21 protein-coding genes are annotated in these 22,701 nt (G+C 57.4%); 13 read left to right on the top strand and 8 right to left on the bottom strand.

What is annotated here, in order from left to right; all coding sequences use genetic code 11:
* Positions 1–33: 33 nt before the first annotated feature.
* Both SCARR_RS10800 and murB read right to left on the bottom strand, forming a co-directional pair.
* Positions 34–981, bottom strand: coding sequence for a YbgA family protein (locus SCARR_RS10800; protein ID WP_136061593.1), 948 nt, complete (start codon positions 979–981; stop codon positions 34–36).
* A complete protein-coding gene (gene murB, locus SCARR_RS10805) occupies positions 981–1,910 on the bottom strand; it encodes a UDP-N-acetylmuramate dehydrogenase (protein WP_136061594.1) in 930 nt (309 codons plus the stop codon). The genes SCARR_RS10800 and murB overlap by 1 nt, the downstream gene beginning before the upstream one ends.
* Positions 1,911–2,000: 90 nt before the next feature.
* Between murB and SCARR_RS10810 the strand changes: the two genes are divergently transcribed.
* The 3 genes from SCARR_RS10810 to SCARR_RS10820 all read left to right on the top strand — a co-directional run bounded on the left by SCARR_RS10810 (position 2,001) and on the right by SCARR_RS10820 (position 3,858).
* Entirely contained in the window at positions 2,001–2,786 is a 786-nt protein-coding gene (locus SCARR_RS10810) for a TrmH family RNA methyltransferase (protein ID WP_136061595.1), read from the top strand.
* Between the two features lie 83 nt (positions 2,787–2,869).
* Positions 2,870–3,133 carry an acylphosphatase gene (locus SCARR_RS10815; RefSeq protein WP_222846262.1) on the top strand — a complete coding sequence of 88 codons (264 nt, stop codon included), beginning with the start codon at positions 2,870–2,872 and terminating at the stop codon, positions 3,131–3,133.
* A complete protein-coding gene (locus tag SCARR_RS10820) occupies positions 3,133–3,858 on the top strand; it encodes a metallophosphoesterase family protein (RefSeq protein ID WP_136061596.1) in 726 nt (241 codons plus the stop codon). The genes SCARR_RS10815 and SCARR_RS10820 overlap by 1 nt, the downstream gene beginning before the upstream one ends.
* On the opposite strand, the gene SCARR_RS10825 is transcribed toward SCARR_RS10820, so the two are convergent.
* Entirely contained in the window at positions 3,855–4,541 is a 687-nt protein-coding gene (locus SCARR_RS10825) for an IspD/TarI family cytidylyltransferase (protein WP_168433234.1), read from the bottom strand. The two genes, SCARR_RS10820 and SCARR_RS10825, sit on opposite strands and share 4 nt — an antisense overlap.
* Before the next feature lie 129 nt (positions 4,542–4,670).
* On the opposite strand from SCARR_RS10825, the gene SCARR_RS10830 reads away from it, so the two are divergent.
* Positions 4,671–5,033 (top strand): thiol-disulfide oxidoreductase DCC family protein, encoded by a 363-nt coding sequence (locus SCARR_RS10830; RefSeq protein ID WP_136061598.1) that lies wholly within the window; start codon positions 4,671–4,673, stop codon positions 5,031–5,033.
* Positions 5,034–5,301: 268 nt separating this feature from the next.
* On the top strand, positions 5,302–6,627 hold the full coding sequence (locus tag SCARR_RS10835) for a PhoH family protein (RefSeq protein WP_136061599.1): 1,326 nt from the start codon (positions 5,302–5,304) through the stop codon (positions 6,625–6,627).
* 65 nt (positions 6,628–6,692) lie between these two features.
* Here SCARR_RS10835 and SCARR_RS10840 read toward each other — a convergent pair whose 3' ends face one another.
* On the bottom strand, positions 6,693–7,535 hold the full coding sequence (locus SCARR_RS10840) for a PHP domain-containing protein (RefSeq protein WP_168433235.1): 843 nt from the start codon (positions 7,533–7,535) through the stop codon (positions 6,693–6,695).
* Positions 7,536–7,641: 106 nt separating this feature from the next.
* Positions 7,642–8,385, bottom strand: coding sequence for an AraC family transcriptional regulator (locus tag SCARR_RS10845; protein WP_136061601.1), 744 nt, complete (start codon positions 8,383–8,385; stop codon positions 7,642–7,644).
* A 150-nt stretch (positions 8,386–8,535) separates the two neighbouring features.
* Between SCARR_RS10845 and SCARR_RS10850 the strand changes: the two genes are divergently transcribed.
* From SCARR_RS10850 to SCARR_RS10875, 6 genes are all read left to right on the top strand, one after another.
* Entirely contained in the window at positions 8,536–9,771 is a 1,236-nt protein-coding gene (locus SCARR_RS10850; protein ID WP_136061602.1) for an MFS transporter, read from the top strand.
* Positions 9,772–9,798: 27 nt separating this feature from the next.
* Positions 9,799–10,959 (top strand): Gfo/Idh/MocA family protein, encoded by a 1,161-nt coding sequence (locus SCARR_RS10855; RefSeq protein WP_136061603.1) that lies wholly within the window; start codon positions 9,799–9,801, stop codon positions 10,957–10,959.
* Between the two features lie 90 nt (positions 10,960–11,049).
* On the top strand, positions 11,050–12,042 hold the full coding sequence (locus SCARR_RS10860; RefSeq protein ID WP_136061604.1) for a sugar phosphate isomerase/epimerase family protein: 993 nt from the start codon (positions 11,050–11,052) through the stop codon (positions 12,040–12,042).
* Between the two features lie 78 nt (positions 12,043–12,120).
* Positions 12,121–13,404: a Gfo/Idh/MocA family oxidoreductase gene (locus tag SCARR_RS10865; RefSeq protein WP_136062161.1), complete on the top strand. Its 1,284-nt coding sequence runs from the start codon at positions 12,121–12,123 to the stop codon at positions 13,402–13,404.
* Positions 13,405–13,423: 19 nt separating this feature from the next.
* On the top strand, positions 13,424–14,302 hold the full coding sequence (locus SCARR_RS10870; protein WP_136061605.1) for a ThuA domain-containing protein: 879 nt from the start codon (positions 13,424–13,426) through the stop codon (positions 14,300–14,302).
* Positions 14,303–14,313: 11 nt separating this feature from the next.
* Complete coding sequence (locus SCARR_RS10875; RefSeq protein ID WP_136061606.1) at positions 14,314–16,287, top strand: HEAT repeat domain-containing protein; 1,974 nt, start codon at positions 14,314–14,316, stop codon at positions 16,285–16,287.
* 79 nt (positions 16,288–16,366) lie between these two features.
* Here SCARR_RS10875 and SCARR_RS10880 read toward each other — a convergent pair whose 3' ends face one another.
* From SCARR_RS10880 to SCARR_RS10890, 3 genes are all read right to left on the bottom strand, one after another.
* Positions 16,367–16,834 (bottom strand): hypothetical protein, encoded by a 468-nt coding sequence (locus SCARR_RS10880; RefSeq protein ID WP_136061607.1) that lies wholly within the window; start codon positions 16,832–16,834, stop codon positions 16,367–16,369.
* A 104-nt stretch (positions 16,835–16,938) separates the two neighbouring features.
* Positions 16,939–17,184, bottom strand: a complete 246-nt coding sequence (locus tag SCARR_RS10885; protein ID WP_136061608.1) for a DUF6429 family protein — start codon at positions 17,182–17,184, stop codon at positions 16,939–16,941.
* 60 nt (positions 17,185–17,244) lie between these two features.
* Positions 17,245–18,762 (bottom strand): DEAD/DEAH box helicase, encoded by a 1,518-nt coding sequence (locus SCARR_RS10890; protein ID WP_136061609.1) that lies wholly within the window; start codon positions 18,760–18,762, stop codon positions 17,245–17,247.
* Positions 18,763–18,900: 138 nt separating this feature from the next.
* Between SCARR_RS10890 and SCARR_RS10895 the strand changes: the two genes are divergently transcribed.
* Both SCARR_RS10895 and SCARR_RS10900 read left to right on the top strand, forming a co-directional pair.
* Complete coding sequence (locus SCARR_RS10895; RefSeq protein WP_222846263.1) at positions 18,901–19,305, top strand: response regulator transcription factor; 405 nt, start codon at positions 18,901–18,903, stop codon at positions 19,303–19,305.
* A 7-nt stretch (positions 19,306–19,312) separates the two neighbouring features.
* Entirely contained in the window at positions 19,313–22,696 is a 3,384-nt protein-coding gene (locus SCARR_RS10900; RefSeq protein WP_136061611.1) for a mechanosensitive ion channel domain-containing protein, read from the top strand.
* Positions 22,697–22,701: the final 5 nt, after the last annotated feature.

A 22,701-nucleotide genomic window follows, 5' to 3' on the forward strand; every position in this document is an offset into this window, starting at 1 on the left:
TGGTCGCCTTTGCCTTGCAAGCGCTACCGCTTGCTAAACATGATTGAGCAGCTGCAGTTCGGCGGGATGCGGATGCAAATAACATTGGCCGGTCAGATAGTCCTCGCCGTATTTCCGGACAAAATGATTAATGAGCGTAACCGGCACAATCAGCGGCACAAATCCGTCGTGGTACTGCCCGATGAGCTCCTGCAACTCCTGCTTTTCATCCGCCGAAAGCTGCTTCTTGAAATAACCGGCCATGTGCTGCAGCACATTCACATGCTTCTTCACCGTCGCAGACAGGCGCAGCGCCTCCACTAGCTTGGCGTAGTATTCAGCCTGAACCTGCGGCAGCCGGCGCCCTTTCAATTCAGCCGCAATGCGCCCCAGTTCACGGTAGTGCGGGATGCTGTGCGCCATAATCAAATATTTATGCCGTTCGTGAAACTTGACCAACCCGCCCCGCGTGGAATCACCACCCAGCATTTCGCGCCAGCGCATCAGCGTGAAAACCCGTTCGATAAAATTAATCCGCAGACCGGGGTCGTGCAGGCGCCCCTCCTCCTCGACCGGCAGCAGCGGAAAGCGCTCCATGAACGCATTGGCAAAGAGGCCGCGCCCTTTGTTCACCGGCATGCCGTTCTTTTGATAAACCTTTACCCGCTCCATACCGCTGCTGGGCGACTTGCTCTTGAAAATGAAGCCGCACAGGTTTTCCGACACCAGCTCCTCAACGCGCTTCGAGCACCAAGCCAGCATCGGCTCCGTCAGGTCGCGCTTGGTTTTGTTGGTGACCAGCCGCGGGTTTTCGGGAGCGCCCTCCAGCCGCATCGATTCGCGCGGCACGCCAAGCCCCAATTCGTATTCCGGACAGACCGGCACAAACTCAAACCACTGCGACAACGTTCCAGTGATGTAGCTGTCATGTTTGTGCTGTCCGTCGTAGCGCACCGGCTCGCCCATCAAACACATGCTCACGCCAATCCGTATCTTTTCCATTAGAATTCTCCAAGCAGCTTGATTTCGCGCTCCAGTTCAAAGCCAAACCGTTCACGCACGGCGGCAATCATCTTTTCGGTCAGCGCAAAAACATCCTGCGCCGTCGCTTCGGGATCGGCCACAATAATGTTGGCGTGCTTTTCGAACAGCCTCGCGCCTCCAACATGAAAATTCTTGGCACCGGCCTCCTCCAGAAACCAGCCCGCCGCCTGCCGGCGGTCGGCGGCCGAGGTCGGCTCCACATTGCGGAAGACGCTGCCCGCGCAGGGGGAAGCCCGCCAATTGGGGTGCTTCGTCCTGCGCAATTCCATGATGCGCTCGCGCTCGGCGGTCATCGTTTCGATATCACACGTTTCCAGCTTCAATACGGCATTAAGCACGACCGCCCCGGTCTGCTTCAAAACCGAAGAACGGTATTCAAAGCCCAGTTCCGCCCCTTGAACCTCATGGCGTGACCCGTCGGGAGCGAGCAGATCGACCGATTCAACCACATCGCCGATCTGCCGGCCAAATGCACCGGCGTTGCCGGCGATTGCACCGCCGACCGTCCCGGGAATTCCACTGCAAAACGAAAGGTCGCCCACGCCCTGCTCGATGGCCAGCCTCGCCAAGTCGTCGAACAGCGTGCTTCCCGAAACCCGCACACGCAGGCCGTCGAACTCAGCGGCAGGGTCTTCCGTGCAATAACGCAGCACGACCAGATCCAATCCCTTGTCCGACACCAGCAGATTGGAGCCTTGGCCGATCACCATGAACTCCACCCCTTCCGCCACTAAGCATTGAGCAGCGGAGGCCAGCGCATCCGCATCGGGACAGTCGATCAGCGCCGGGCACGCGCCACCGAGTTGAAAGGTGGTGTAGTCGCGCAGCAACGCGTTGGGTACAATGGAGGTTTGGGCAGGGAGGCTGACGAGTTCGTTTATATCCATAGGGTTTCTTCCGCAAAATTCTCGCTATGCTAATCATCCGTCCGCTACTTTCCAAGCACCGGTCATTAAGAAGTTGGGAAATCGGAAGCCATGATCCGCGAAATCACATCAGCCGCCAATCCATTCGTCAAACACCTGCGCGCGCTCGGAACGTCCAAAAAGACGCGCCAGGAAAGCGGCGAATTCATCATCGAAGGCTGGCGGGGCATCGACACGCTGCTGAAGCATGAACCCCGGCAATACCAGTTGGAAACGCTGGTCGTTTCCGAAGAATGGAAGAGCGATCCGCGCCTGCCCAACGCCATCGACACCGTTGCACTGCCCGCGCCGCTTTTCGAAAAAGTTTCCGACGTGCGCAACGCCCAAGGAATCTTGGGCATTGTCCGCCGCTTCCCCGCCCCCTTCAAATTTGACCCCGATGCAGGGCACTATCTGTTGCTCGACAACATCCGCGACCCCGGCAACCTCGGCACACTGATCCGTTCGGCCGTCGGCGCGGGGTTCGCCGGCATCCTGCTCTACGGCGACTGCGTTGAACCGTTCAATCCCAAGACGGTCCGCTCCACCATGGGCACGCTGGCCTTTACCCAGCTGTGGAATGTTTCCGACGCCGGTCTCGACCGGATGGCCGAAACCGGCTACGCACTTTGCGCGACCACCGGGCTTGGCGGCCAGAATTTGTACGAAACTGCATTCCCCGAAAAGACGGTGCTTGTTGTCGGCTCTGAGGCCCACGGCGTGTCGGACAAACTGATGCAGCGCGCGACACTGAAAATCACGATTCCACTGGAAACCGAGTGCGAGTCGCTCAACGCCGCCGTTGCCGGCAGCATCTGCATGTTCCAGATCAAATGCGGTGCACATCGCACCGCGTAGTCTTTTTACCTCCATTGGAACTTTGCGGCCCGTCTGAATTGGTCTATAACATCGGCATGGTTCCGGTTAATCCAACAAAGCGAATGCTGGTTTTGTTTTCCGGAAGGGTTCAGGGCGTCGGTTTTCGATGGACGGTTTGCCATATTGCCGGGAAGTATCAGGTGACGGGTTTTGTCCGCAACTTGATGGACGGCGATGTCGAGCTGGTTGCTGAAGGCGGCGAAGAGGAACTGATTGATTTTTTGAATGCAATCCGGGGCTCCAATCTGGGCCGGCACATTGTCCGCGATGAAGTACGCTGGACGCCGGCGCGGAACGAGTTTAGCGGATTTGGGATTTCGTATTAATGAAGTATGCCATTTTAGGAGACATTCACGCCAATTTAGAAGCGCTTAAGGCGGTGCTGGAAGATGCCGGAGAGCAGGGCGTGACCCACTATGCCTGTACGGGAGACTTGGTGGGATACAATGCAGACCCCAAGGCCTGCCTGCAGTTGATCAAGACCCTCAAAGCCACGGCGGTACAGGGCAACCACGACTATTACGCCGCCAGAACCGAATCCATGGAGCTGTTCACTCCCTTGGCTCAAAAGAGCATTCGATGGACGCGCAAGCAACTCTCCCCGTTCGACCGCAAATACCTGCGCCACCTTCCGCTGATCATTGACATTGAAAACTTCACCATCGTGCACAGCTCTTTGAGCAACCCGCACCGCTGGAACTATATTTTCAAACGCAAGGCCGCCGACGCCAACTTCCGGAACCAATTCAACCAAGTCTGCTTTTTCGGCCACACCCACGTACCATTGGCCTTCATCAAGAGTGCGTCATCCATCGACAAAGGCTTTTACGACACAGTGCAAGTCCGACCGGGCATGCAGTATCTGGTGAATGTGGGGAGCGTTGGGCAACCGCGCGACCGCAATCCGAAGGCGGCCTATGTGATCTACGATCTAGAAGAGCAAAGCATCACGATCCGGCGCGTGGAATACGACATCGAAACCACCCAGCAAAAGATCCGCGCGGCCAACCTGCCCTTCCGGAATGCCTTGCGCCTTTCCGACGGCCGCTAGCGGCGCAGCGTGGCGAGAATCGCGGTAGCCATTGCGAGGTCGTCCGAAGAACGGATTTTCATGTTCCGGTATCCCGCCTCGACCAGATGTACCTCCGAAGGCTTGACCACCCATTCCGACTCGTCGTCGATTAGTTTCACGCCTTTGTTTTTTACATCAGCGATCTTTTCAAGCACTTCCGAACGGAACACCTGAGGCGTTTGAGCCACCCAGGCCGTATTGCGGTCGAGTGTCTCTTCGGGCTTGAGCCCTTTGGGCGCCACCTTGACGGCGTCCGGCAACCGGTGCGCCGCAATCGCGCATCCATAGCGCTTGGCGGCCTTCACCGTCTCTTCAATCACCGCCTGCGAAACAAACGGACGCGACGCTTCCTGAACAATGATGGTCGATGCCGGTTCCGGCAGTTTGGAAAACACGGTGCGTAGCGAACTGAGCCGGTTGACCCCGCCAACCACAATGCCGATCACCTTGGTGCATCCAAAGCGCTTAACCACCTGCATGGTCGATTCAACCCGATCCTTGCTCACCACCACGATCACGCTATCGACCATCCCGGACTCTTCGTAAGTCCTCAAGGATTGGGCTAAAACCGGTCCGTTGCCCAAGGTAAGAAAAGCTGCTTCCGTCCCCGAGCCAATTTCCTCTTCTTTTCCACAAGCAATCACAATAGCCAAAGTATTCATTTTTCCTCCATACCCCATCCGTGCCAACCACTGATTTGTCAATAATTTACAGGGTTTACAAGAAATGGTCAAGAGCTCCGGCCCGTCATATTGCTTTCATTCTCCCGTTCAAAAGTGCACGGTTCAACCGTGTCTAACGACCATTCCATAACGATTCTCTATGATGGCAACTGCCCCATGTGCTGCCGTAAAGCCACGTTCCTGAAAAGGCGGGACCGCCATGGGAAGCTGCATTTTTCCGACATTCGCGCAGCAGGCTTCGAGCCTCTGGCAACCGGAGTTCCAATAGAAACACTTGAAAAGCAAATCCATGCCCTGCTCCCGGATGGACGGGTAATCAGCCAAATGGAAGTCATCCGGAAGGCCTATCAAGAAATCGGACTGGGCTGGCTGGCCGCTCCAACCGGCTGGCCAGTGCTGCGACCCTGCTTCGATGCACTCTACCGCTTCATCGCCAAAAACCGCCTCGCCATCAGCCATTTTTTTAAATGACCCTCATTCGTGGAAAAAAATGAAAATGCAGCCCCCTTGTACACAATATGTTGTGCATCTCCACCCCCTGCCACACCATTTGTGCGTTGACTTGACTCCGCCCGCAAAGCAAAATCTCGTTGGTTTCAGCGCGTAGACGCTGTCGCTTCCAGAGCATGGAAGCTGGTAGGCGCTGAACAAAAAAACGCGGTGCAGAAAGGAGGAACAAAAGCGCTGCAACTGGCGAAATACTACAACCTAACCAAAACCATGAAAGGGCAGCCTCAGAATGAGTTCCAGCAATAAGAAAATCTTCGTCCTCGACACCAACGTAATCCTCCACGACAGCACCTGCATCCACCAATTTGGCGAACACGACATAGTCGTTCCCATCACCGTCCTCGAAGAACTGGACAACTTTAAGAAAGGCAACGATTCGCTCAACTTCCACGCTCGGGAATTTTCCCGCACCCTCGACTCGCTCAGCGGCGACAAACTCTTCAACGGCGGCGTAGCCATCGGCCACGGCCTCGGCAAGATCAGCATCAAGCTCGACCCCTCCTTCGATGAAAGCATCGCCGCCAACTTTTCCTCGGAAAAACCGGACCACCACATTCTCAACATTGGCTACCAAGTCGCTAAGGAATTCTCCGACCGCGTCGTCTGCCTGGTCACCAAAGACGTCAACCTCCGGATGAAGGCCAAGGCTGTGGGCCTGCTGGCGCAGGACTACAAAAACGACCACGTTTCCGACGTGCAGCAACTCTACACCGGCACGCGAATCGTGGAAGAGGTCGACCCCGAGCTCATCACCAAGATGTACATGCCGCCCTACGAATTCCCGTCGGGCGAACTAAAAATCGAACCGCCGCTTTTGCCGAATGAATATTTAATCCTGCGTGGTGAACGCAAGTCCGCTCTGGCCGTCTACGACGACGAGCTCAACCTCATCAAGCATGTCGACAAAGTGCCGGCGTTTGGCATCACACCGCGCAACGCAGAACAGACCTATGCCCTCGACGCCATCCTCGACGAAAACGTCCATTTGGTTAGCCTGACCGGCAAGGCCGGCACCGGAAAAACCCTGATTGCGCTCGCCGGCGCGCTCAAGCGCAAGAAAAGCTACCGCCAGATTCTCATGGCCCGCCCCATCGTTGCCTTAAGCAACAAAGACATCGGCTTCCTGCCCGGCGACATCCACTCGAAGCTCGACCCCTACATGAAGCCGCTCTTCGACAATCTCGGCGTCATTGAACACGCGCAGGGCGACATCAAGCGCAACCAAGTCTCCAAGCTGGTGGAAGACCGGAAGCTGGTCATCGAGCCGCTCTCCTACATCCGCGGGCGCAGCCTCGTGAACACCTTTTTCATCGTCGATGAAGCGCAAAACCTTACGCCCCACGAAATCAAAACCATCATCACCCGCGCCGGCGAGGGCACCAAAATCGTATTCACCGGCGACATCTTCCAGATCGACCACCCCTACCTCGACAGCCACTCCAACGGCCTGAGCTATCTGATTGAAAAGATGAAGGGGCAACGCCTCTACGCGCACGTCAACCTCACCAAAGGCGAGCGTTCCGAGCTGGCCGATCTGGCGGGTTCGCTGCTGTAGCCAACACGGCGTCGCATTCCGATGCGGAGCTTTGGCGGCAGAGAACCCCGGAGTGAAATCCGTCGCTACCGCTTCCCGGCCGCGGCTTTGAGCTGGTCGAGCGCTACGTCGGGAATGTGCAGCCGGCCGAAACCTATGCCAAGCCGGAGGTCGGGGGTGTTTTTGCCGTGGTAGTCGGTGCCGCCGGTGCAGATCAAACCGTACTCCTTGGCCATGGCGACATATTTGGCGATGTTTTCAGGATGCTGTTCGGCGTAATGGGCCTCGATGCCGCCGAGGCCGTGCGCCGCCAAGCCGGCGACCACGCCCTTGAGCTGGTCGTCGGGCAAATACAACGTAGCGGGATGCGCCAGCACGGATACGCCGCCGGATGCCCGGATGAGCTCAATGCACTCTTTTGCGCTGTAGCGGTCGCGCTCCGCATAGCCTGGACGCCCCTTGGCCAATAAAAGGTCGAAGGCGGACTTGCGGGTCTTCACATGCCCCTTGGCCACCAGCGCCGCTGCAAAATGCGGGCGCCCAACCACGTCTTCGCCGGCCTCCTGCTGCACATCGCTCCACAAGAGAACATAGCCCAGCTTGTTAAGCTTTTTGAGGATTTCAACGTTTCGCTTTTCGCGCCCGGCCTGAACCGTCTTGATCTTGTCGAGCAGCACTTCGCAGGTGTAGTCGATGAAATAGCCGAGAATATGCATGGTGCCGCGCGCGCATTCGGCGCTCAGCTCGATGCCTGGAACAATTTCAACGGTTGAATCTTTGGCGGCCTCCAACAAGGGAGGAATACCGGCGACGGTGTCGTGATCGGTCAGCGCCATGGCCGAAAGTCCGCGCTTTTGAGCCAGCGCAACGAGCTCCGCCGGCGTGCTGGTGCCGTCGGAATAAATGGAATGTACATGCAAGTCGATCACGGAAATTTCCTAACAAGAATTTAACGCACTATAGGGAGCCGCAGCCGCCGCGCCAATCCCTCATTCCCTTAAACTAATGCCCGTTGCCGCCTACATGCATTTTTATTCAGGATACATACTGCTTGCGGTATTCCTTGGGCGAGACCCCCATGATCTTGCGGAAGTTGCGCGTGAAGTGCGAATGGTCGTAAAAGCCGCAGTCGAGTGCAATCGTTGCAATGGTGTCGTTGCTGGCGGTCAGGCGCAGGCTGGCGGCGCGGATGCGCACGTTCATAATATGCTTGAGCGGCGAAATCTGGAACACCTTGCGGAACCGGCGCTCAAACTGGCTGATCGAAAGATGTACCAGAGCTGCCAGCTCCTTGATTTCAATGGGGCGCGAATAGTTGTCGCGAACAAACTCGAGGACCGCCCGCATCTCCGTATAGGGGCGCAGTGCAAGACCGGCGCGGGTGATGTCGCGGGCTGTACCGGCCAGACCAATGATCTCCCCGCCGATGGAATAGACGGGCACTTTGCAGGTAATGAACCAGTTGATCGAGTTTCCGGGATCCGGAGCCAGCTCGACGCGGTCGATAATGCTTTCCCCCGTCTCCATCACATAGTTGTCGTCCTGCACATAGCTTTCGGCACGGCCCAGCGGGAAAAAGTCGAAGTCGGTCTTTCCGATAATGTCGGATTCGGTGGTGGCCCCGCACTGCCGCACAAAATGGTCGTTGCCCATCACGAACCTGCCCTCGCGGTTTTTCGCAAAGAAATAAACGTCCGGCAGATGGTTGAACAACAACTGCATTTGCTGCGGGCTGTGCATCCGTGCAAGAAAGCCGGCTTTATAACTAACTGAGTCCATTTTGCGTGCCCTTCTATTTATGCCGAAAATATACAATTATGAGCAGATCATCTACAAGACAGTTTGCGGTAATTTAATTAATTTGTAGGCTTATTGCGGATAGGCTCCGCATGTATTGAGGATGTGTTAAGTACAAGGGAGAATTAGGTTATGGATTATAATATCTGGACACAGGTGGTTGGACTAAGTGGTGCATTCGGATTGGGCATGTGTTTCGCCGTTCTCGGATCAATCGCGGTAAAGATGATGCCGCGCATGAACATTGACCAAGCTAAGTTTGGCACAATGATCTCGGCGTTCATGTTCGCCTGCCTAATCGCATCGCTCGTTGTGGGCGTAATGATGGATTCGCTGGGCTACAAGACCGTTGCGATCACCGGCTTTGTGGCGGCGGCGGCGGCCATCCTATTGCTCGCGAAGGCCAAGAGCTTCGGCCCCGGCTTGATCGCCTGCATCCTGCTGGGCGTGGGAGCGATGGCGTGCAACACAACCGGCAACGTGCTCGGTACCGCCGTAGTGAGCAAGATGTTCGACGGAGACATGGCGTCGGCCAACAATCTGGTTAACGTATTTTTCGGCCTCGGCCTGTTCCTCACGCCGTTTCTGGTGAGCTTTCTCTTTAACAAGGTATCCTACGAGAAAGCCGTATCCGCGCTCGGCATTGTAATCCTTATTCCACTTGCGTTCGCTGTCATCGCCAAATATCCAGAAGCGCCAGCCGGCTTCGCCCTTGGCGACGCGTTCGGTCTGCTGAAGGAACCCGCCACCATACTGGCGGCCTTCATCCTGTTCTGTTATATCGCGCTTGAATCCAGTTTCTGCAACTGGCTCGCGCCGTTCGGCAAGGAAGTCCTCGCGAACGAAAACCCGGACATGGACTCCGAGAAAGTGGACGCCACGGCCGCCCGACTGCTCTCCGCGTTCGCTATCGCGATGATGGCTGGCCGGCTGATCACCAGCTTTTCCGGCATCACCAAGTTTGGCGGCTGGCTCATCGCGGGCGCCGCGGTATTGGCCGCAGTAATCATTGTCATCATGACCGGAACGAAGAGCTCCAAGGCGGCGTACGCGTTGGCGGCGGCGGCCGGGCTAATATTCGCCCCCGCCTTCCCCACCACCGTCGGCGTCACGTTCGCCAAGTTTGGCGGAGGCAGCGGCAGCCTCTTCGGCATCATCTTCGCGGTCGGCCTGGCTGGTGGCGTAATCGTTCCGAAGGCGATCGGCAACATGGCGGGCAACTCGACCATCCAGAAAAGCCTCAAACTGCTGCTTCCGGCCTGCGCCGCTCTCGCCCTGCTGGCCATCGGCCTGCACTACGTGAAAGGCCCCGCCGATACCGCACTGGAAACCCCCGCGCCCCAGACCATTGAAGCGGTGGCCGAATAACCTTTTAAACTACTACAGGAGTTAACCATGGACAGAAAACTACGTATGGGAATGATCGGTGGAGGCCCCGGCGCCTTCATCGGCGATGTACACCGCAAAGCGGCCCGCCTCGACGGCCAAATTGAAATCGTCGCGGGCGCCTTTGATATCGACCCGAAAAAATCAAAACAGATGGGCCAGGAACTAGCGATCAATCCAAAGCGCGTCTATGGCGACGTTGCGACTATGATCGAGAAGGAGCTGGCGCTGCCGGAAGACGAACGCATCGATTTCGTTTCTGTCTGCACGCCGAACCACACCCACTTTCCGATCGCCAAGGCATTTCTGGAAGCCGGCTTCAACGTCATGTGCGAAAAGCCGATGACGCTGTCCGTTGCCGAAGCCGAAGAGCTGAAAGTGGCTGTCCAGAAATCCAAGAAGGTTTTCGGCCTGATGCACAACTACACGGCCTATCCGATGGTCAAGCTCGCCAAGGACATGATCAAGCAGGGCGACATCGGCAAGATCCGCAAGGTCATCGTCCAGTACCCGCAGGGCTGGCTCGCCCGCGCCGCGGAAAAAGAAGGTTCCCAGCAAGCCGAATGGCGCACCGACCCGAAAAAGAGCGGCGCCGCCGGATGCATGGGCGACATTGGAACCCACGCCGCCAACCTCGCCGAATACATCACCGGCTTGGCCATCAAGGAAATCGCCGCCGACCTGACGACCTTCGTCAAGGGCCGCCGACTCGACGACGACGGCAGCTGCCTGCTTCGTTTGAGCAAGGGCGCTAAAGGCTTGCTGCACGCCAGCCAGGTTTCGATCGGCCAGGAAAACAACCTCGCCATCTGGATCCACGGCGAAGACGGCAGCATTGAATGGCATCAGGAACACCCGAACTGGCTCTACGTCGACTCTCTCGGCGCACCGACCCAGATCTGGAAGCGCGGCAACGACTATGTCGGCGAAAAGTCCGAAGCCGCCGGCCGGGCCACGCGCCTGCCCTTCGGCCACCCGGAAGCCTTCCTCGAAGCCTTCGCAAACAACTACTGCAACTTCGCGGACACCATCCGCGCAAAGAATGCCAAAAAGAAACCGACCGACGTCGAAAAGGATTTCCCGGGCATCAAAGAAGGCGTTCTCGGCATGAAATTCATCGAAGCCGTAGTAGAAAGCAGCAAGAACAACGCTGCGTGGACGAAACTGTAATTTAGTGCTTAGTGGATGAGTTCTTGGTGCTTAGTCAATCGGGCGCCAAGAACCAAGCACTAGGAACCTTCCAACTAGGAGACCAAAGTTATGAGCAGACCAGTAACACTTTTCACCGGACAATGGGCGGACATGCCGCTTGCAGAACTGGCCCCGCTGGCCAAAGAAATGGGCTTCGACGGCCTCGAACTCGCCTGCTGGGGCGACCATATGGACGTCGAAAAGGCCGCTAAATCGAAAAAATACTGTAAAGACAAACTCGAGTTGCTGGCCTCTCACGGGCTGCAATGCCACGCGATCAGCGCCCACCTCGCCGGACAGCTCGTCTGCGACCTCAACAACGACGGCCGCTCCGACATGTTTGCTCCGCCGGAACTCGCGGGCGACGCCGAAGGGCAGCGCAAGTGGGCCGTCAAAACCATGAAGAACACCGCGAAAGCCGCGGCCAACATGGGCGTGAGCGTCGTGAACGGGTTCACCGGTTCCTCCATCTGGCACATGATCTATTCCTTCCCGCCGGCTTCCGAGGAGATGATTGAGAATGGGTTCAAGCAATTCGCGAAGCTCTGGAATCCGATTTTCGACGTGTTCGACAAAGTCGGCGTCAAGTTCGCGCTCGAAGTCCATCCGACCGAAATCGCGTTCGACATCGTCACCGCGCGCCGCGCGCTGGCCGCCGTTAAAAACCGCAAGGCATTTGGCTTCAACTTTGACCCTTCCCACCTCGAGTGGCAGGGCGTTGATCCGGTCAAATTCCTGAAGGCGTTCCCGGATCGCATCTACCACGTCCACATGAAGGACTGCTCCGTTACGCTCGACGGCGAAAGCAGCATTCTGGGTTCGCACCTGAACTTCGGCACGCCGGGCCGCGGATGGGATTTCCGCAGCGTAGGCCGCGGCGATGTCAACTTCGAAGACATCATCCGCACGCTCAATGCACAGAACTACGACGGCCCGCTTTCCGTTGAGTGGGAAGATGCCATGATGGATCGCGTTCACGGCGCAACCGAATCGTGTGCGTTCACCAAACAGGTCGACTTCCCGAAATCGGACCGCGTCTTCGACGAAGCCTTCGACAACTAAAAACCATAAGTCCCGACTCAGATCAGGCGGATCAGACCGATCCGTCTGATTTCTTTTTTGAAAGGAAATGAGAACGTTATGAAAATTCATCCATCCAGAAGAAACCTGCTGAAATCCTCGGCAGTTTTGGGCGTGGCGGCGGGTTTCCCGGCGATTGTGCCCTCCACGGTGCTGGGCGCAACAGCCCCCAGCAACCAGATCACCATCGGCGGCATCGGCACCGGCTCCATGGGCATGGGCAACCTGAAAGGATTCCTGAATGCCAGCGGCACCCGCCTGCTCGCCGTCTGCGACGTCGATAAAAAGCACCGCGCTACAGCCAAAAAGACCATCGACAACAAATACGGCAACACCGACTGCGCGGAATACAACGACTACCGCGAACTGCTCGCCCGCGACGACATCGACGCCGTCTTCCACGCCCTGCCCGACCACTGGCACGGCATCATCTGCGTTGCCGCCGCCAATGCCGGAAAAGACATCTATGGCCAAAAGCCGCTCGCCCGCACCATTAAAGAAGGACGCGCCATCGTCGATGCCGTCGAGCGCAACGGCGTCATCTGGCAGACCGGCAGCCAACAGCGCTCCGACTCCCGTTTCCGCATGGCCTGCGAACTGGCCCGCAACGGCCGCATCGGGAAAGTCGTCCGCGCGGAAGCCGGCCTGCCCGGCGGCTATGGCGGCGGTTCGGCCAAACCGGTCCCCGTTCCCGAAGGACTCGACTACGACATGTGGCTTGGCCCGGCTCCAGAACAACCTTGCCGCGACTTTAAAAACGGCGGCCCCCACTGGAACTGGCGCTGGGTGCGCGATTTTTCCGGCGGACAAATCACCGACTGGTCGGGACACAATATTGACATTTCGCACTGGGGCCTCGGCCTCGACCGCACCGGTCCCGTAGAAGTTTCGGGCACCGGAAAGTTTGCCGACCACGACTTTTTCAATGTCATCACCGAATTCGACTTTGATTTGAAGTATGCCGGAGGCGAGCACATCAACGTTTCCAACAAACATCAGACCGGCGTCCGGTTTGTGGGCGAAGAAGGTTGGATCCAGGTCACCCGCACCAAGATCGTGGCCAGCCATCCAAGCATCCTGAAAGATCCGATCCCCTCCAACGGAATCCATCTCTACGAAAGCCGCGACCACCACAAGAACTTCCTCGACTGCATCCGCAGCCGCAAGGAAACGATCTGCCCGGCGGAAGTCGGCCACCGCTCCATCAGCGCCGGCCTGCTTGGCGAAATCGCGATCTACACCGGTCGCAAGCTCAAATGGAACCCCGAAATCGAAGAGTTCATCGGCGATCCTGTTGCCGACGGGCTGCTGTCCCGCTCCATGCGCGAACCTTGGGTCATTTAAAACAGAAGGAATTTTGATCATGAAAAAAACCATCACCGTGCTATCCATCGTCGCACTAGCCTCTTGCGCCATTGCCGCACCCAACAAAAACAAGCAAGGCCCAGCGAAGCCGGAAAACATCAAAAAAGTCAAAGCGGCGCTGCCGGCCAAGGCGCCGGCCAAGCCAAAAAAAATGCGCAAGATCCTGATCGTGTCCCGTTGCGAAGGCTATGTGCATAAAAACATTGCACTCGGCGTTGAAGCCTTAAAACTGCTTGGCGAAAAAACCGGAGCCTACACCGCCGAAGAAACCAAGGAACTCGATGTTTTCAACGACAAGGATCTGGCGAAATACGACGCCGTCCTGTTCATGAGCACCACCAAGCTCGATCCCACGCCGGAACAGCGCGCCGCGCTGCTGAAGTTCATCCGCGGCGGAAAAGGCATCATCGGCATTCACGCCGCCACCGACAACTTCTACAAATGGGAAGAAGGCGCAACGATTATGGGCGGCCTCTTCTGCGGTCATCCGTGGACGGCGGGCTGCACGGTGCAGGTCAAGCTCGACGAGCCCGACCACCCCATCAACGAATGCTTCTGCGGCGAATCGTTCAAGGTGAAGGACGAGATCTACCAGTTCAAAGATCCCTACTCGCGCAAAAACCAGCGCATCATCACCAGCCTAGACATGAGCGACCCCGACACCAAAGCCGTCAAGGGCGGCAAGCCCGGAGCGGTCACACGCACCGACGGCGACTTTGGCATCACCTGGGTGCGCCCCGAAGGCAAGGGCCGCGTGTTCTACTGTTCGATGGGACACAACCACCACATCTTCTGGGACAACCGCATCCTGCAGCACTACCTTGCCGGCATCCAGTACGCCCTCGGCGACTACAACGTGCCGGATCAAATTAAATAAGGAACTTTCCAATGAAACGAATCATTGTATTTAGCTTGTTGCTGACGGCCGCTGTTTCCTATGCGCAGTTCGACGCCCTCCGCACGCTCACTCCCGAACAGGGCCAGGACGTGCGCCGCCCGGTTGAAGCAAAAATCTTTGCATCCACGCAGGAAGAGCTTGCCGCCCACGAAGCGGCGCTGCTCGAAATATTCCAAGCCTCGGACACGACGCTCGAAGGCAAGCAGTACACCTGCCGCATGTTGCGCCACTGCGCGTCCGAAGCCAGCGTGCCGGTTCTTGAAAAAGAACTGCTCAATCCGGAACTCTCGCAGTTTGTGCGCCGCGTTCTTCAAGGCCTGAAAGCGTCCTCCGCCAACGATGCCTTGATTGCCCCGCTGCCCGCTGCCAGCAATAAAATCACAGCTGGCATCATCGGTACGCTCGGCCAGCGAGGTTCCGAGCAATCCGTCAAAACGATTGCCCCCTACCTTGAAAGCGAAAACGCCGAGATCCAACGTGCTGCCATCACTGCCCTCGGCAACATTGGCGGAAAAAAGGCGCGCAAGGCGCTGGCTGGCGCCAAGGTTGACTCGAAATTTTCCAGCGAATGGAAAATGGCGCAGATTAAAAGCGCCGAGAAGTTGAAGCCGCGCTCGGTTCTCTTCTTTAGGTCCAACCCCGCGCTCAAGGTGTACAAAGCATTTCTGGACGATGGCGACGAAAACATCCGGTGCGCAGCGCTGGTCGGCGTCGCCAAAGCCGATGCGGACGAAGCAGCGGATATGGTGCTGGCTGAGTTGAATTCAGAAAACGCCCGCATCCGCAATACCGCTCTTGGACTGCTCGCCGTTCTTCCGAGCGACGAGCTCGTTGAGGAAATTGAAGAACTGGATACTCCAAGCCAGATTCTGGTGATCAGCGAACTTTCCGACCGCAAGGCCACAGAAGCCGAAACTGTTGTACTGAAGCTTGCAGCAAGCGAAAACGCCGCGATCAAAACAGCCGCCTTCCAAGCATTGGAACACGTGGGCGGCGCAGCATCCATCCAGCCGTTGATTGACGCCGCCCTTGACAATGCCGATGCGTACAACGCGCTCTGCGGGCTGAACGCCACCGGCACCGACGTTGCGGTAATCCAAGCCTTGGAAACGACCAAAAACGAAAAGGTAAAGGTCAAGATGCTTGAGTGCCTGACTGCTCGCCAAGCCAAGACCGCTCTACCCGCTTTCGTGACGTTGGCCAAAGGCGACTGGAACCGGACGAGTGCCTCTGCAATCAGCGGCATGGCCAGTCTGGTCTCGGAGAAAGATTTCTCCATCTACGCCGACATGATGCTTTCCACGGACAATAAGAAAAAAATCATGGCCCTGGAAAAATCAATCGCCACCGCCGGCCAGCGCCTGCCCGACACCACCGCCTGCGCCCTCCCGCTCATCGAAGCCTACGACAAAGCCAAAGGCGAAGCCAAATATGCCATCATCCGCTCGCTCGGAAGCATTGGCGGCGATGCTGCCCGAGGGCTGCTGACGCAGGCGATGGCTAGCATCGACCCAAAGATCCAAGACGCCGCCATCCGCGGCCTTGCCAACTGGCCAAGCATGGATGTGGCCGGCCAGCTGCTCCAGCTGGCCACGGCTGCAGCAGACGATAAACATCGCGTGATTGCCCTGCGCGGCTACATCCGCCTCGCTGGAACAGTGCCCGATTTCAAGCCGGCATTCGCCATGTGCCAGAAAGCGCTCGCCACAACGGATCGGCCAGCCGAGATTAAAAGCATCATCAGCTGCGCCAAACGATTCAAAGAACCGCAGGTTCTCGACTTCCTTGCTGTGCAGCTCGACAATCCCGAAGTGTTCACGGAAGCCGGCTGGGCCATCTGCGAGATTTCCGGCCATTGGAAACTCAAGCAGCCTTCCATCCCGATCCTCCAGCGCATCGCCGAAACGGATGATCAAATACTGGCCAAGGAAGCCAAGAAAAGGATCAAGGACAACCAAGGCTAACATTCCGCATTCAGCCGAAGGGTAAATCCAAAGTGACGATCGTCACTTTGGATTTACTTTTCTCATCTACAACAACATCCTATTCCGGCGGGACGTGCGCGACGGTGATGTATTCCTTCATGGTCTTTGTGAACGCGCCCTTGAACTCGTCGGCCGAAACCGTCTGCTCATGAAGCGCCTCCTTCACCTTGTCGGGCGACGGGCTGCCGATCCGCCCGAGCAGCGGCGCCAGCTCGCTTCCAAGGTTTGGAAGTTCCGCCTTCAGCTTGCGCATATCCGGTTCGAGGATCGATTCATAGCGGTCGCCAAGACGCGACCGAAGCACCTCTTCGTCATATTCCACCAGCGGCACGCTTCGGTAGCTGATTTTCAAATGCTCGCCGGCCACCTCTGGAAACCACACCCGCTTCGCCTCTCCGCGCAGATGCACCTTCAGTTTTTCCTGCAGTGCATGCTTGCGCTCCTGTAGCTCCCGCTCCTCCTGCTGGAGTTTCGTATATTCCTCCAACACCTCCGCCATTTCACTCGTCAGTTCAACCTTTTCCATAACCGTTTTCTCCCGTCATTTCATCGGCATGGTAAATCCAGACTGACGATCGTCACTTTGGATTTACCATTCCCATGTTTTTCACCCATCAGAATTACCTGTTCCTACTCTTCTTCCTCAAACAACTTTTGGAACAGCCCCTTGGCCTTCTGATAGCCCTCTTCGGTCATAACAACGGATTTCGCCTTTCCCTTTGGATCACGGATCAAGCCCTTTTCATGGAGCCTCTCCATAGTATCCCAATCGAATCCTTTCCATGCCCGCGCCCCGGCATCCTCGTATCGCTCCCACACCACCAAATAGAGCAAAGCGAGCGTGGCTTCGTCAATTTTGTTTTGGTTAGCTTTCATTCTTTTTCCTTTCTGGTTCCTACTTGAACAGATCTATAGGTAAATCCAAAGTGACGATCGTCACTTTGGATTTACCACATACTCCATCGCTTCAAGGGTAAGGGGAGCAGTTTCGGCATCTGGTTCAGCCATGAACTCCACGATTCCCGGATTCCAGAACGCGCCGTAGTCGATCGCCGCCAAATCTGGTTCGGGCATCCCGTTCTCCACGGTTTGGAAAAGCGTGAGCTGCCGGATGGCGTCTTGCAAGGGTTGGACTGCGCCGTCGTTGAACTGGTTTTCGACGAGCAGCCTGGCCATGGAAAGCTTTCGTTCGGCTTCGGATTTGAGTTCGTTCATCCGGGCTTTTACCGCTTCGGGGATTTCCTGCCTCACGGGGGCGGGATGCAAAGTGCGAGTCTGCCCGGCGGATTGCAGCAAACCGGATTCGATGAGCCGCGCAAGGGTTTCAGCCGTCTGGCGGTCGAGGATCTCGAAGTCGCGCGCCTCTCCGAACACGTCGCTGGAAATGGCGTCGATGCGCTCTTTGACCTGGGCGGGATTGCCGTCGATGGTGATGACGATTTTCGACTGTCCGCCAGCCGTGCGCTCTTCGCAGGCGAGCAGGGTTTCGCCCAGCTCTTCGGCCAGGCGCGCGGCAAAGGCGTAGGGCTGTTCGGCAACGGGGATGGCTTTGGGCTTCTTCGGAGCGGTCGGCTTTTCCATGAGTTGTTCGAGACGCTCGAAAAACTTCTGTCCGCTACCCTTCATCTTTACATCGGAAAAATCGACGGCGCGATCGAGCACCGCATCGGCCAGTCCCTGCTTGTTGGCCAGCGTTTCGATCATCCGGTGCTCGATGGTTTTTTCGGAAACGAGCTTCACAACGGTGACGGGGCGCTTTTGGTGCTTGCGCCAGACGCGGGCAATGCGCTGTTCGAGCTTGGCGGGGTTCCACGGCAGGTCGCAGTTGATGACGACGCTGGCGTTCTGGAGATTGAGCCCAACGCCGCCGGAGTCGGAGCTGAGGAAGACGCGCGCATCCGGATCGTTCTTGAAGCGGTTGATTTCGGCGCGCCGCTTTTGTTGCGGCACGCTGCCGGTGTGCCAGACGGTTCCGATGTCCTGCTCCTTGCAGTGCTCGCGGATCAGTTCGAGCATCCTGACCCATTCGGAAAAGACGACGACCTTCACATCCTTGTCGGACAGCGCTTCTTCGAGCAGGCTTTCGATCTCGCCGAGCTTGGGGCAAACCTTGTGCTTGGGATCGAGGATGTATGGCGTGTCGCACTCCATCCGCATCATCGCCAGCTCGCGCTGGAGCTGGTCGAGTTCCTCCTTGCGGAGCGGGCGCTTTTTCGCAAGCTCAACGAGAATTTGGACTTGCCGTTCATGCTGCTTGTAGAACTGCATTTGAAGCGGGCTCATCGGCACGAACAGCGTGCGGTCGGTGCGGTCGGGCAGCTCGGTTTCGACGTCGGCCTTGCGTCGGCGCACCATCAGCGGCTTGACGCGCTCGTGGAGGCGGTCGAGATTCTTGTATTCGTCCGGGCGGCCCCGCTCGTCGAACCGGCAGTATTCGCGGGCGCCGGGGATCAATCGCTTCCGGAGGGTCTCTGCTTTTTCAAATTCAAGAGGTGTTGAGCAGATGGTAACAGTTTAGCAGATTCGGAAGAGGATATCTGGCTGGCCGTTCAGGCCGGCGTAAAGGGCTATCTCACGAAAAAGGCCGGCGAAGTGGAGGATGTGCTGGAGGCCATCCACGAAATCGCCGCCGGCGGCACCTACTTTCCTGCCGGCATTGCCCAGAAGTTGGAGCGGCGCAGCGGGCAGGACAGCCTGACGCCCCGCGAGATTGAGGTCTTGACGCTGCTGGCCGAAGGGTGCAGCAACAAGCAGATCGTTGACCGACTCGGCATTTCTTTAGCAACGGTAAAGCTCCACATTCTCAACTTGCGCGAAAAGCTCGACGCGATGGACCGCACCCAGGCCGTGGTTCAGGCGAAACGCAAATCAGCTAAACTGTTACCTGACTCTTTCGAATTTCAACAAACGAGGACGGGAGCGACGGCTTCATTTTTCGGCACGGAATCAATGACAGTCCAACGGCAACCACGTACTATGGCAACATTAAAACAGTGAGGATGATATGAGACTTCAAATAATTCTATTCGCCCTGCTGCTGTTTTCCTGCAATCACGCGAAGGCGCAAACCAATGCGCCTGTCTCCGGTGAGCAGATAAAAGCACTGGTGGCCGCGGTGCAAAACAATGACGCGATCGAACCCGTCCGCCGCCAAGCCCTGCTCAAGCAATTGGAGCAAGCGGATGCATACTTGGACTCAGCCGCACAGCTGACGGGAAAAGCCACAAAAATGACGCGCGACCTGCAGCAAGCCAGCGCCACGATTGAAGCGATCAACACCGAACTCAAAATGCAGGAACCGCCCTTGGAGATCTCGGCCACCGACGCCGCCAATCTGGCAGGGCTCGAGCAGCAGCAGCTTCAGGTGGAAGCCAAAGTGGATGAAGCCCGCCGGCGGATGAAAAGCCTCGAAGCTGAAAACCAAACGCTCACCGCGGAACAAACCAATCTGCCTAAACTGCTGGCCGTCGCCGACGCCCGGCAAGGCGAGCTGCAGCAAATGGCGGCGATCCCTCCAACCACCGACGAAACGCTGCCTTCGGAAGACCAGGTCCATCAAAGCCTCACGGCTGCGGAACTACAGTCGGCTAGAGCGCAGGTCAACCTATACCAAATGGAGCTGAAAAACTACGACACCCTTAAAATGCTGCTCTCCGCACGCATCGATCAGGCCACGCGTCACCTCGGCATTGCCGAAGCCCAGTCGGCTTCGCTGCGCGAGGCGGTTGACCGGCAGCGCCGCATCGAGAGCGAGGCGGAGGTGGCTCGCGCAGACCAAGCACGGCTGGAAGCCACGCTGCACCATTCTGAAATCCAAGCCATTGCCAAGCACAATGCCGAACTGGCCGCTCTGCGCGCCGGAGAGGACGGCCTCACTACCCGGCAACGCAACGTCGCGGCCGACCTGCAAACGGCAACAAAAATAAACCTTTCCACCCAACAGCGCTCGAAAGAAATTGAAGAACGGATTCAGGCGGCCGGCCTGACGCATGCCGTGGCGCAGCTGCTCAGCCGCGAACGCAGCAACCTGCCGGATCTCGCCCACTACAAGCCCCGTGCCCGCGCCCGTAAAAAAGAGATCGCCCTCGCCCAGCTTGCCTTGCTCGACTTCAGCGACCAGCGCGAGGAACTGCGCGACATATCCGCCAGTGTAAAACTCCACATGGAAGCAATTGGAGAAACACCGGATCAGGCACATATCGCCCCGCTCCTCACCGAATACCTGACCACGCAGCGCAACCAGCTCGACACCCTTATTTCTGAATACAACAGCTACTTCAACCTGCTGGTCGATCTCGACACCGCCGAGCGCCTAGTGGTTGAAAGCGTGGCTGTGCTCGCCGACGACATCGCCGAGCACATTTTATGGATCCGCAGCGATACAGCCTTCGGCTTGACCTCGCCTCGATTAATCGTGCAGGGCTTTGCCGCCCTCGCAAAAGGTTCGAACTGGAAGGAACTCGCCCAAGTGCTGCGGATCGATCTGGCGAGCAACCCTTTCCTGCCGGCGTTGCTACTGGCCGAACTCTTGCTGATCGCCGCCGCAATCGGCGTGAAACGGCGGCTGAAAACGATTGCCGGCCTAGTGGCCAAAATCCGTACCGACCGCTTTTTCTACACGTTCGAAGCCCTGTTTTACACGGTGCTGCGAGCACTGCCGTTGCCGTTGCCGCTGTTTTATCTGGCGTGGCGGATCGGAGCCGCCGAAACATCCTTGTTTTCATCCGCCTTCGGCCAAGCGTGCTATCTGACCGGTTTATTGACGCTCTGTTGTTCCCTGTTGCTTCAGTCCATCGGTCCGTCCGGACTCGTCGAAACTCATTTTGGCGCAGACAAAAATACGCTTAAACGCTTCCGGCAACTCCTTATCCGCTTAATGGTCTTCGCGTTGCCCGTACTCTGGCTAACCACGCTAATCCATCACGCCCCCGAGGCAGCCTCCGATCTGACAAAGCCGTTCGAACGGCTCTGCTATATGATTCTCCAACTCATGATCGCTCGGTTCGCCTACTGCGTTTTTTGCCGGCAATCCACCATTATGAAATATCTCACAGAACATGAGCCGAACCTGCTGATCGTGCGCTTTAGGGCTCTGGTATTTTGCGGCGCCGTCGGCATCCCGCTTATCATCATGCTTGAAACGGTGATCGGCTTCTACTACACGGCGCTTCAGATGTCTCATTGGTTTGCAAAAACCTTGGGGCTGGTGTTTGTGCTTGCCCTGATCGAAGCGCTATTGATCCGCGGGATACAAGTGGTCGCCCGCAAAGCGGAATTCGCCCGTCGCGTGCGCGAGCGCCAAGAGCTTCAGGAACTGCGCAACGCCGCCGAAGCGGCTGGCGAAACCGAGCTCCCCATCGAGCCTGCCCCAGCAGAAAACGATGAAATGAACTTTATCACACTGAACGAAAACACCCGAAAGCTCATGACCATCCTTTTTGGATTCGGCATGCTCTTCGGCATGTGGTTCATCTGGTCCGACGCCGTCCCCGCCTTGGGTCTGCTCGACCGCGTCGTACTCTGGAATGTCCAGACCGATGTGGGGGGAGCGGCCACCACCGCCGTCTCGCTCGCCAATCTGGCCGCCTCCTTGATCATATTTGTGCTCACATTTGCCGGCGCGCGCCACCTGCCCAGCTTGCTCGAACTCGCCGTGCTGCGCCAGCTCCGCATTGCCTATGGCGAGCGCTATGCCATTTCCATGGTTGTCCGCTACATGGTTGTGGCCATAGGCGTGAGCGTGGGCTTAAGCATGCTTGGCATTGGTTGGAGCAAATTCAAGTGGCTTGCCGCCGCCCTCTCCGTCGGCCTCGGCTTCGGGTTGCAGGAAATCTTCGCCAACTTTATCTCCGGCTTGATCCTGCTGTTCGAGCGCCCCATCCGCGTGCGCGACTACGTCACCGTCAACGGCACCAGCGGCCAGGTCACCCGCATCCAGATCCGCGCCACCACCATTACCGACTGGGACAATAAGGAGCTGCTGATTCCGAACAAGCAGTTTGTCACCGGCGAGCTGGTCAACTGGACGCTGACCAACTCCATTCTGCGCATCGTGATTCCGGTGGGCGTCGCCTACGGGTCCGACACCCAAAAAGTGGAATCGGTCCTTCTCGGCATAGCGCGCTCCTTCCGGTTGTCCGTTGCAGATCCTGAGCCCAACGCCTTTTTCACCGGCTTTGGCGAGAGCTCGCTCAACTTTGAACTGCGCGTATTCATTGCCCATGCCGATCAGTTCAGGCTTGCCACCCACGAACTAAACATGGCCGTGGACGCCGCCTTCCGCGAAGCCGGCATTGTTATTGCCTTCCCGCAGCTCGACGTGCACATGCAGCCGCAGGCCCCGGCCTCTCCGACAGACAGCGGAACGGAAAAACCCGAGCAGAAATGATGTTC

Origin of the sequence: Pontiella sulfatireligans, from assembly GCF_900890705.1 — a bacterium.
Classification (GTDB): domain Bacteria; phylum Verrucomicrobiota; class Kiritimatiellia; order Kiritimatiellales; family Pontiellaceae; genus Pontiella; species Pontiella sulfatireligans.

Bases quoted from the DNA above. Each gene is read 5' to 3' on its own strand.
- SCARR_RS10880 (WP_136061607.1), bottom strand. From the start codon at position 16,834: ATGGAAAAGGTTGAACTGACGAGTGAAATGGCGGAGGTGTTGGAGGAA.
- SCARR_RS10855 (WP_136061603.1), top strand. From the start codon at position 9,799: ATGGACAGAAAACTACGTATGGGAATGATCGGTGGAGGCCCCGGCGCC.
- SCARR_RS10885 (WP_136061608.1), bottom strand. From the start codon at position 17,184: ATGAAAGCTAACCAAAACAAAATTGACGAAGCCACGCTCGCTTTGCTC.
- SCARR_RS10860 (WP_136061604.1), top strand. From the start codon at position 11,050: ATGAGCAGACCAGTAACACTTTTCACCGGACAATGGGCGGACATGCCG.
- SCARR_RS10850 (WP_136061602.1), top strand. From the start codon at position 8,536: ATGGATTATAATATCTGGACACAGGTGGTTGGACTAAGTGGTGCATTC.
- SCARR_RS10900 (WP_136061611.1), top strand. From the start codon at position 19,313: ATGAGACTTCAAATAATTCTATTCGCCCTGCTGCTGTTTTCCTGCAAT.
- SCARR_RS10875 (WP_136061606.1), top strand. From the start codon at position 14,314: ATGAAACGAATCATTGTATTTAGCTTGTTGCTGACGGCCGCTGTTTCC.
- SCARR_RS10825 (WP_168433234.1), bottom strand. From the start codon at position 4,541: ATGAATACTTTGGCTATTGTGATTGCTTGTGGAAAAGAAGAGGAAATT.
- SCARR_RS10870 (WP_136061605.1), top strand. From the start codon at position 13,424: ATGAAAAAAACCATCACCGTGCTATCCATCGTCGCACTAGCCTCTTGC.
- SCARR_RS10820 (WP_136061596.1), top strand. From the start codon at position 3,133: ATGAAGTATGCCATTTTAGGAGACATTCACGCCAATTTAGAAGCGCTT.
- SCARR_RS10865 (WP_136062161.1), top strand. From the start codon at position 12,121: ATGAAAATTCATCCATCCAGAAGAAACCTGCTGAAATCCTCGGCAGTT.
- SCARR_RS10845 (WP_136061601.1), bottom strand. From the start codon at position 8,385: ATGGACTCAGTTAGTTATAAAGCCGGCTTTCTTGCACGGATGCACAGC.
- murB (WP_136061594.1), bottom strand. From the start codon at position 1,910: ATGGATATAAACGAACTCGTCAGCCTCCCTGCCCAAACCTCCATTGTA.
- SCARR_RS10835 (WP_136061599.1), top strand. From the start codon at position 5,302: ATGAGTTCCAGCAATAAGAAAATCTTCGTCCTCGACACCAACGTAATC.
- SCARR_RS10815 (WP_222846262.1), top strand. From the start codon at position 2,870: ATGCTGGTTTTGTTTTCCGGAAGGGTTCAGGGCGTCGGTTTTCGATGG.
- SCARR_RS10800 (WP_136061593.1), bottom strand. From the start codon at position 981: ATGGAAAAGATACGGATTGGCGTGAGCATGTGTTTGATGGGCGAGCCG.
- SCARR_RS10810 (WP_136061595.1), top strand. From the start codon at position 2,001: ATGATCCGCGAAATCACATCAGCCGCCAATCCATTCGTCAAACACCTG.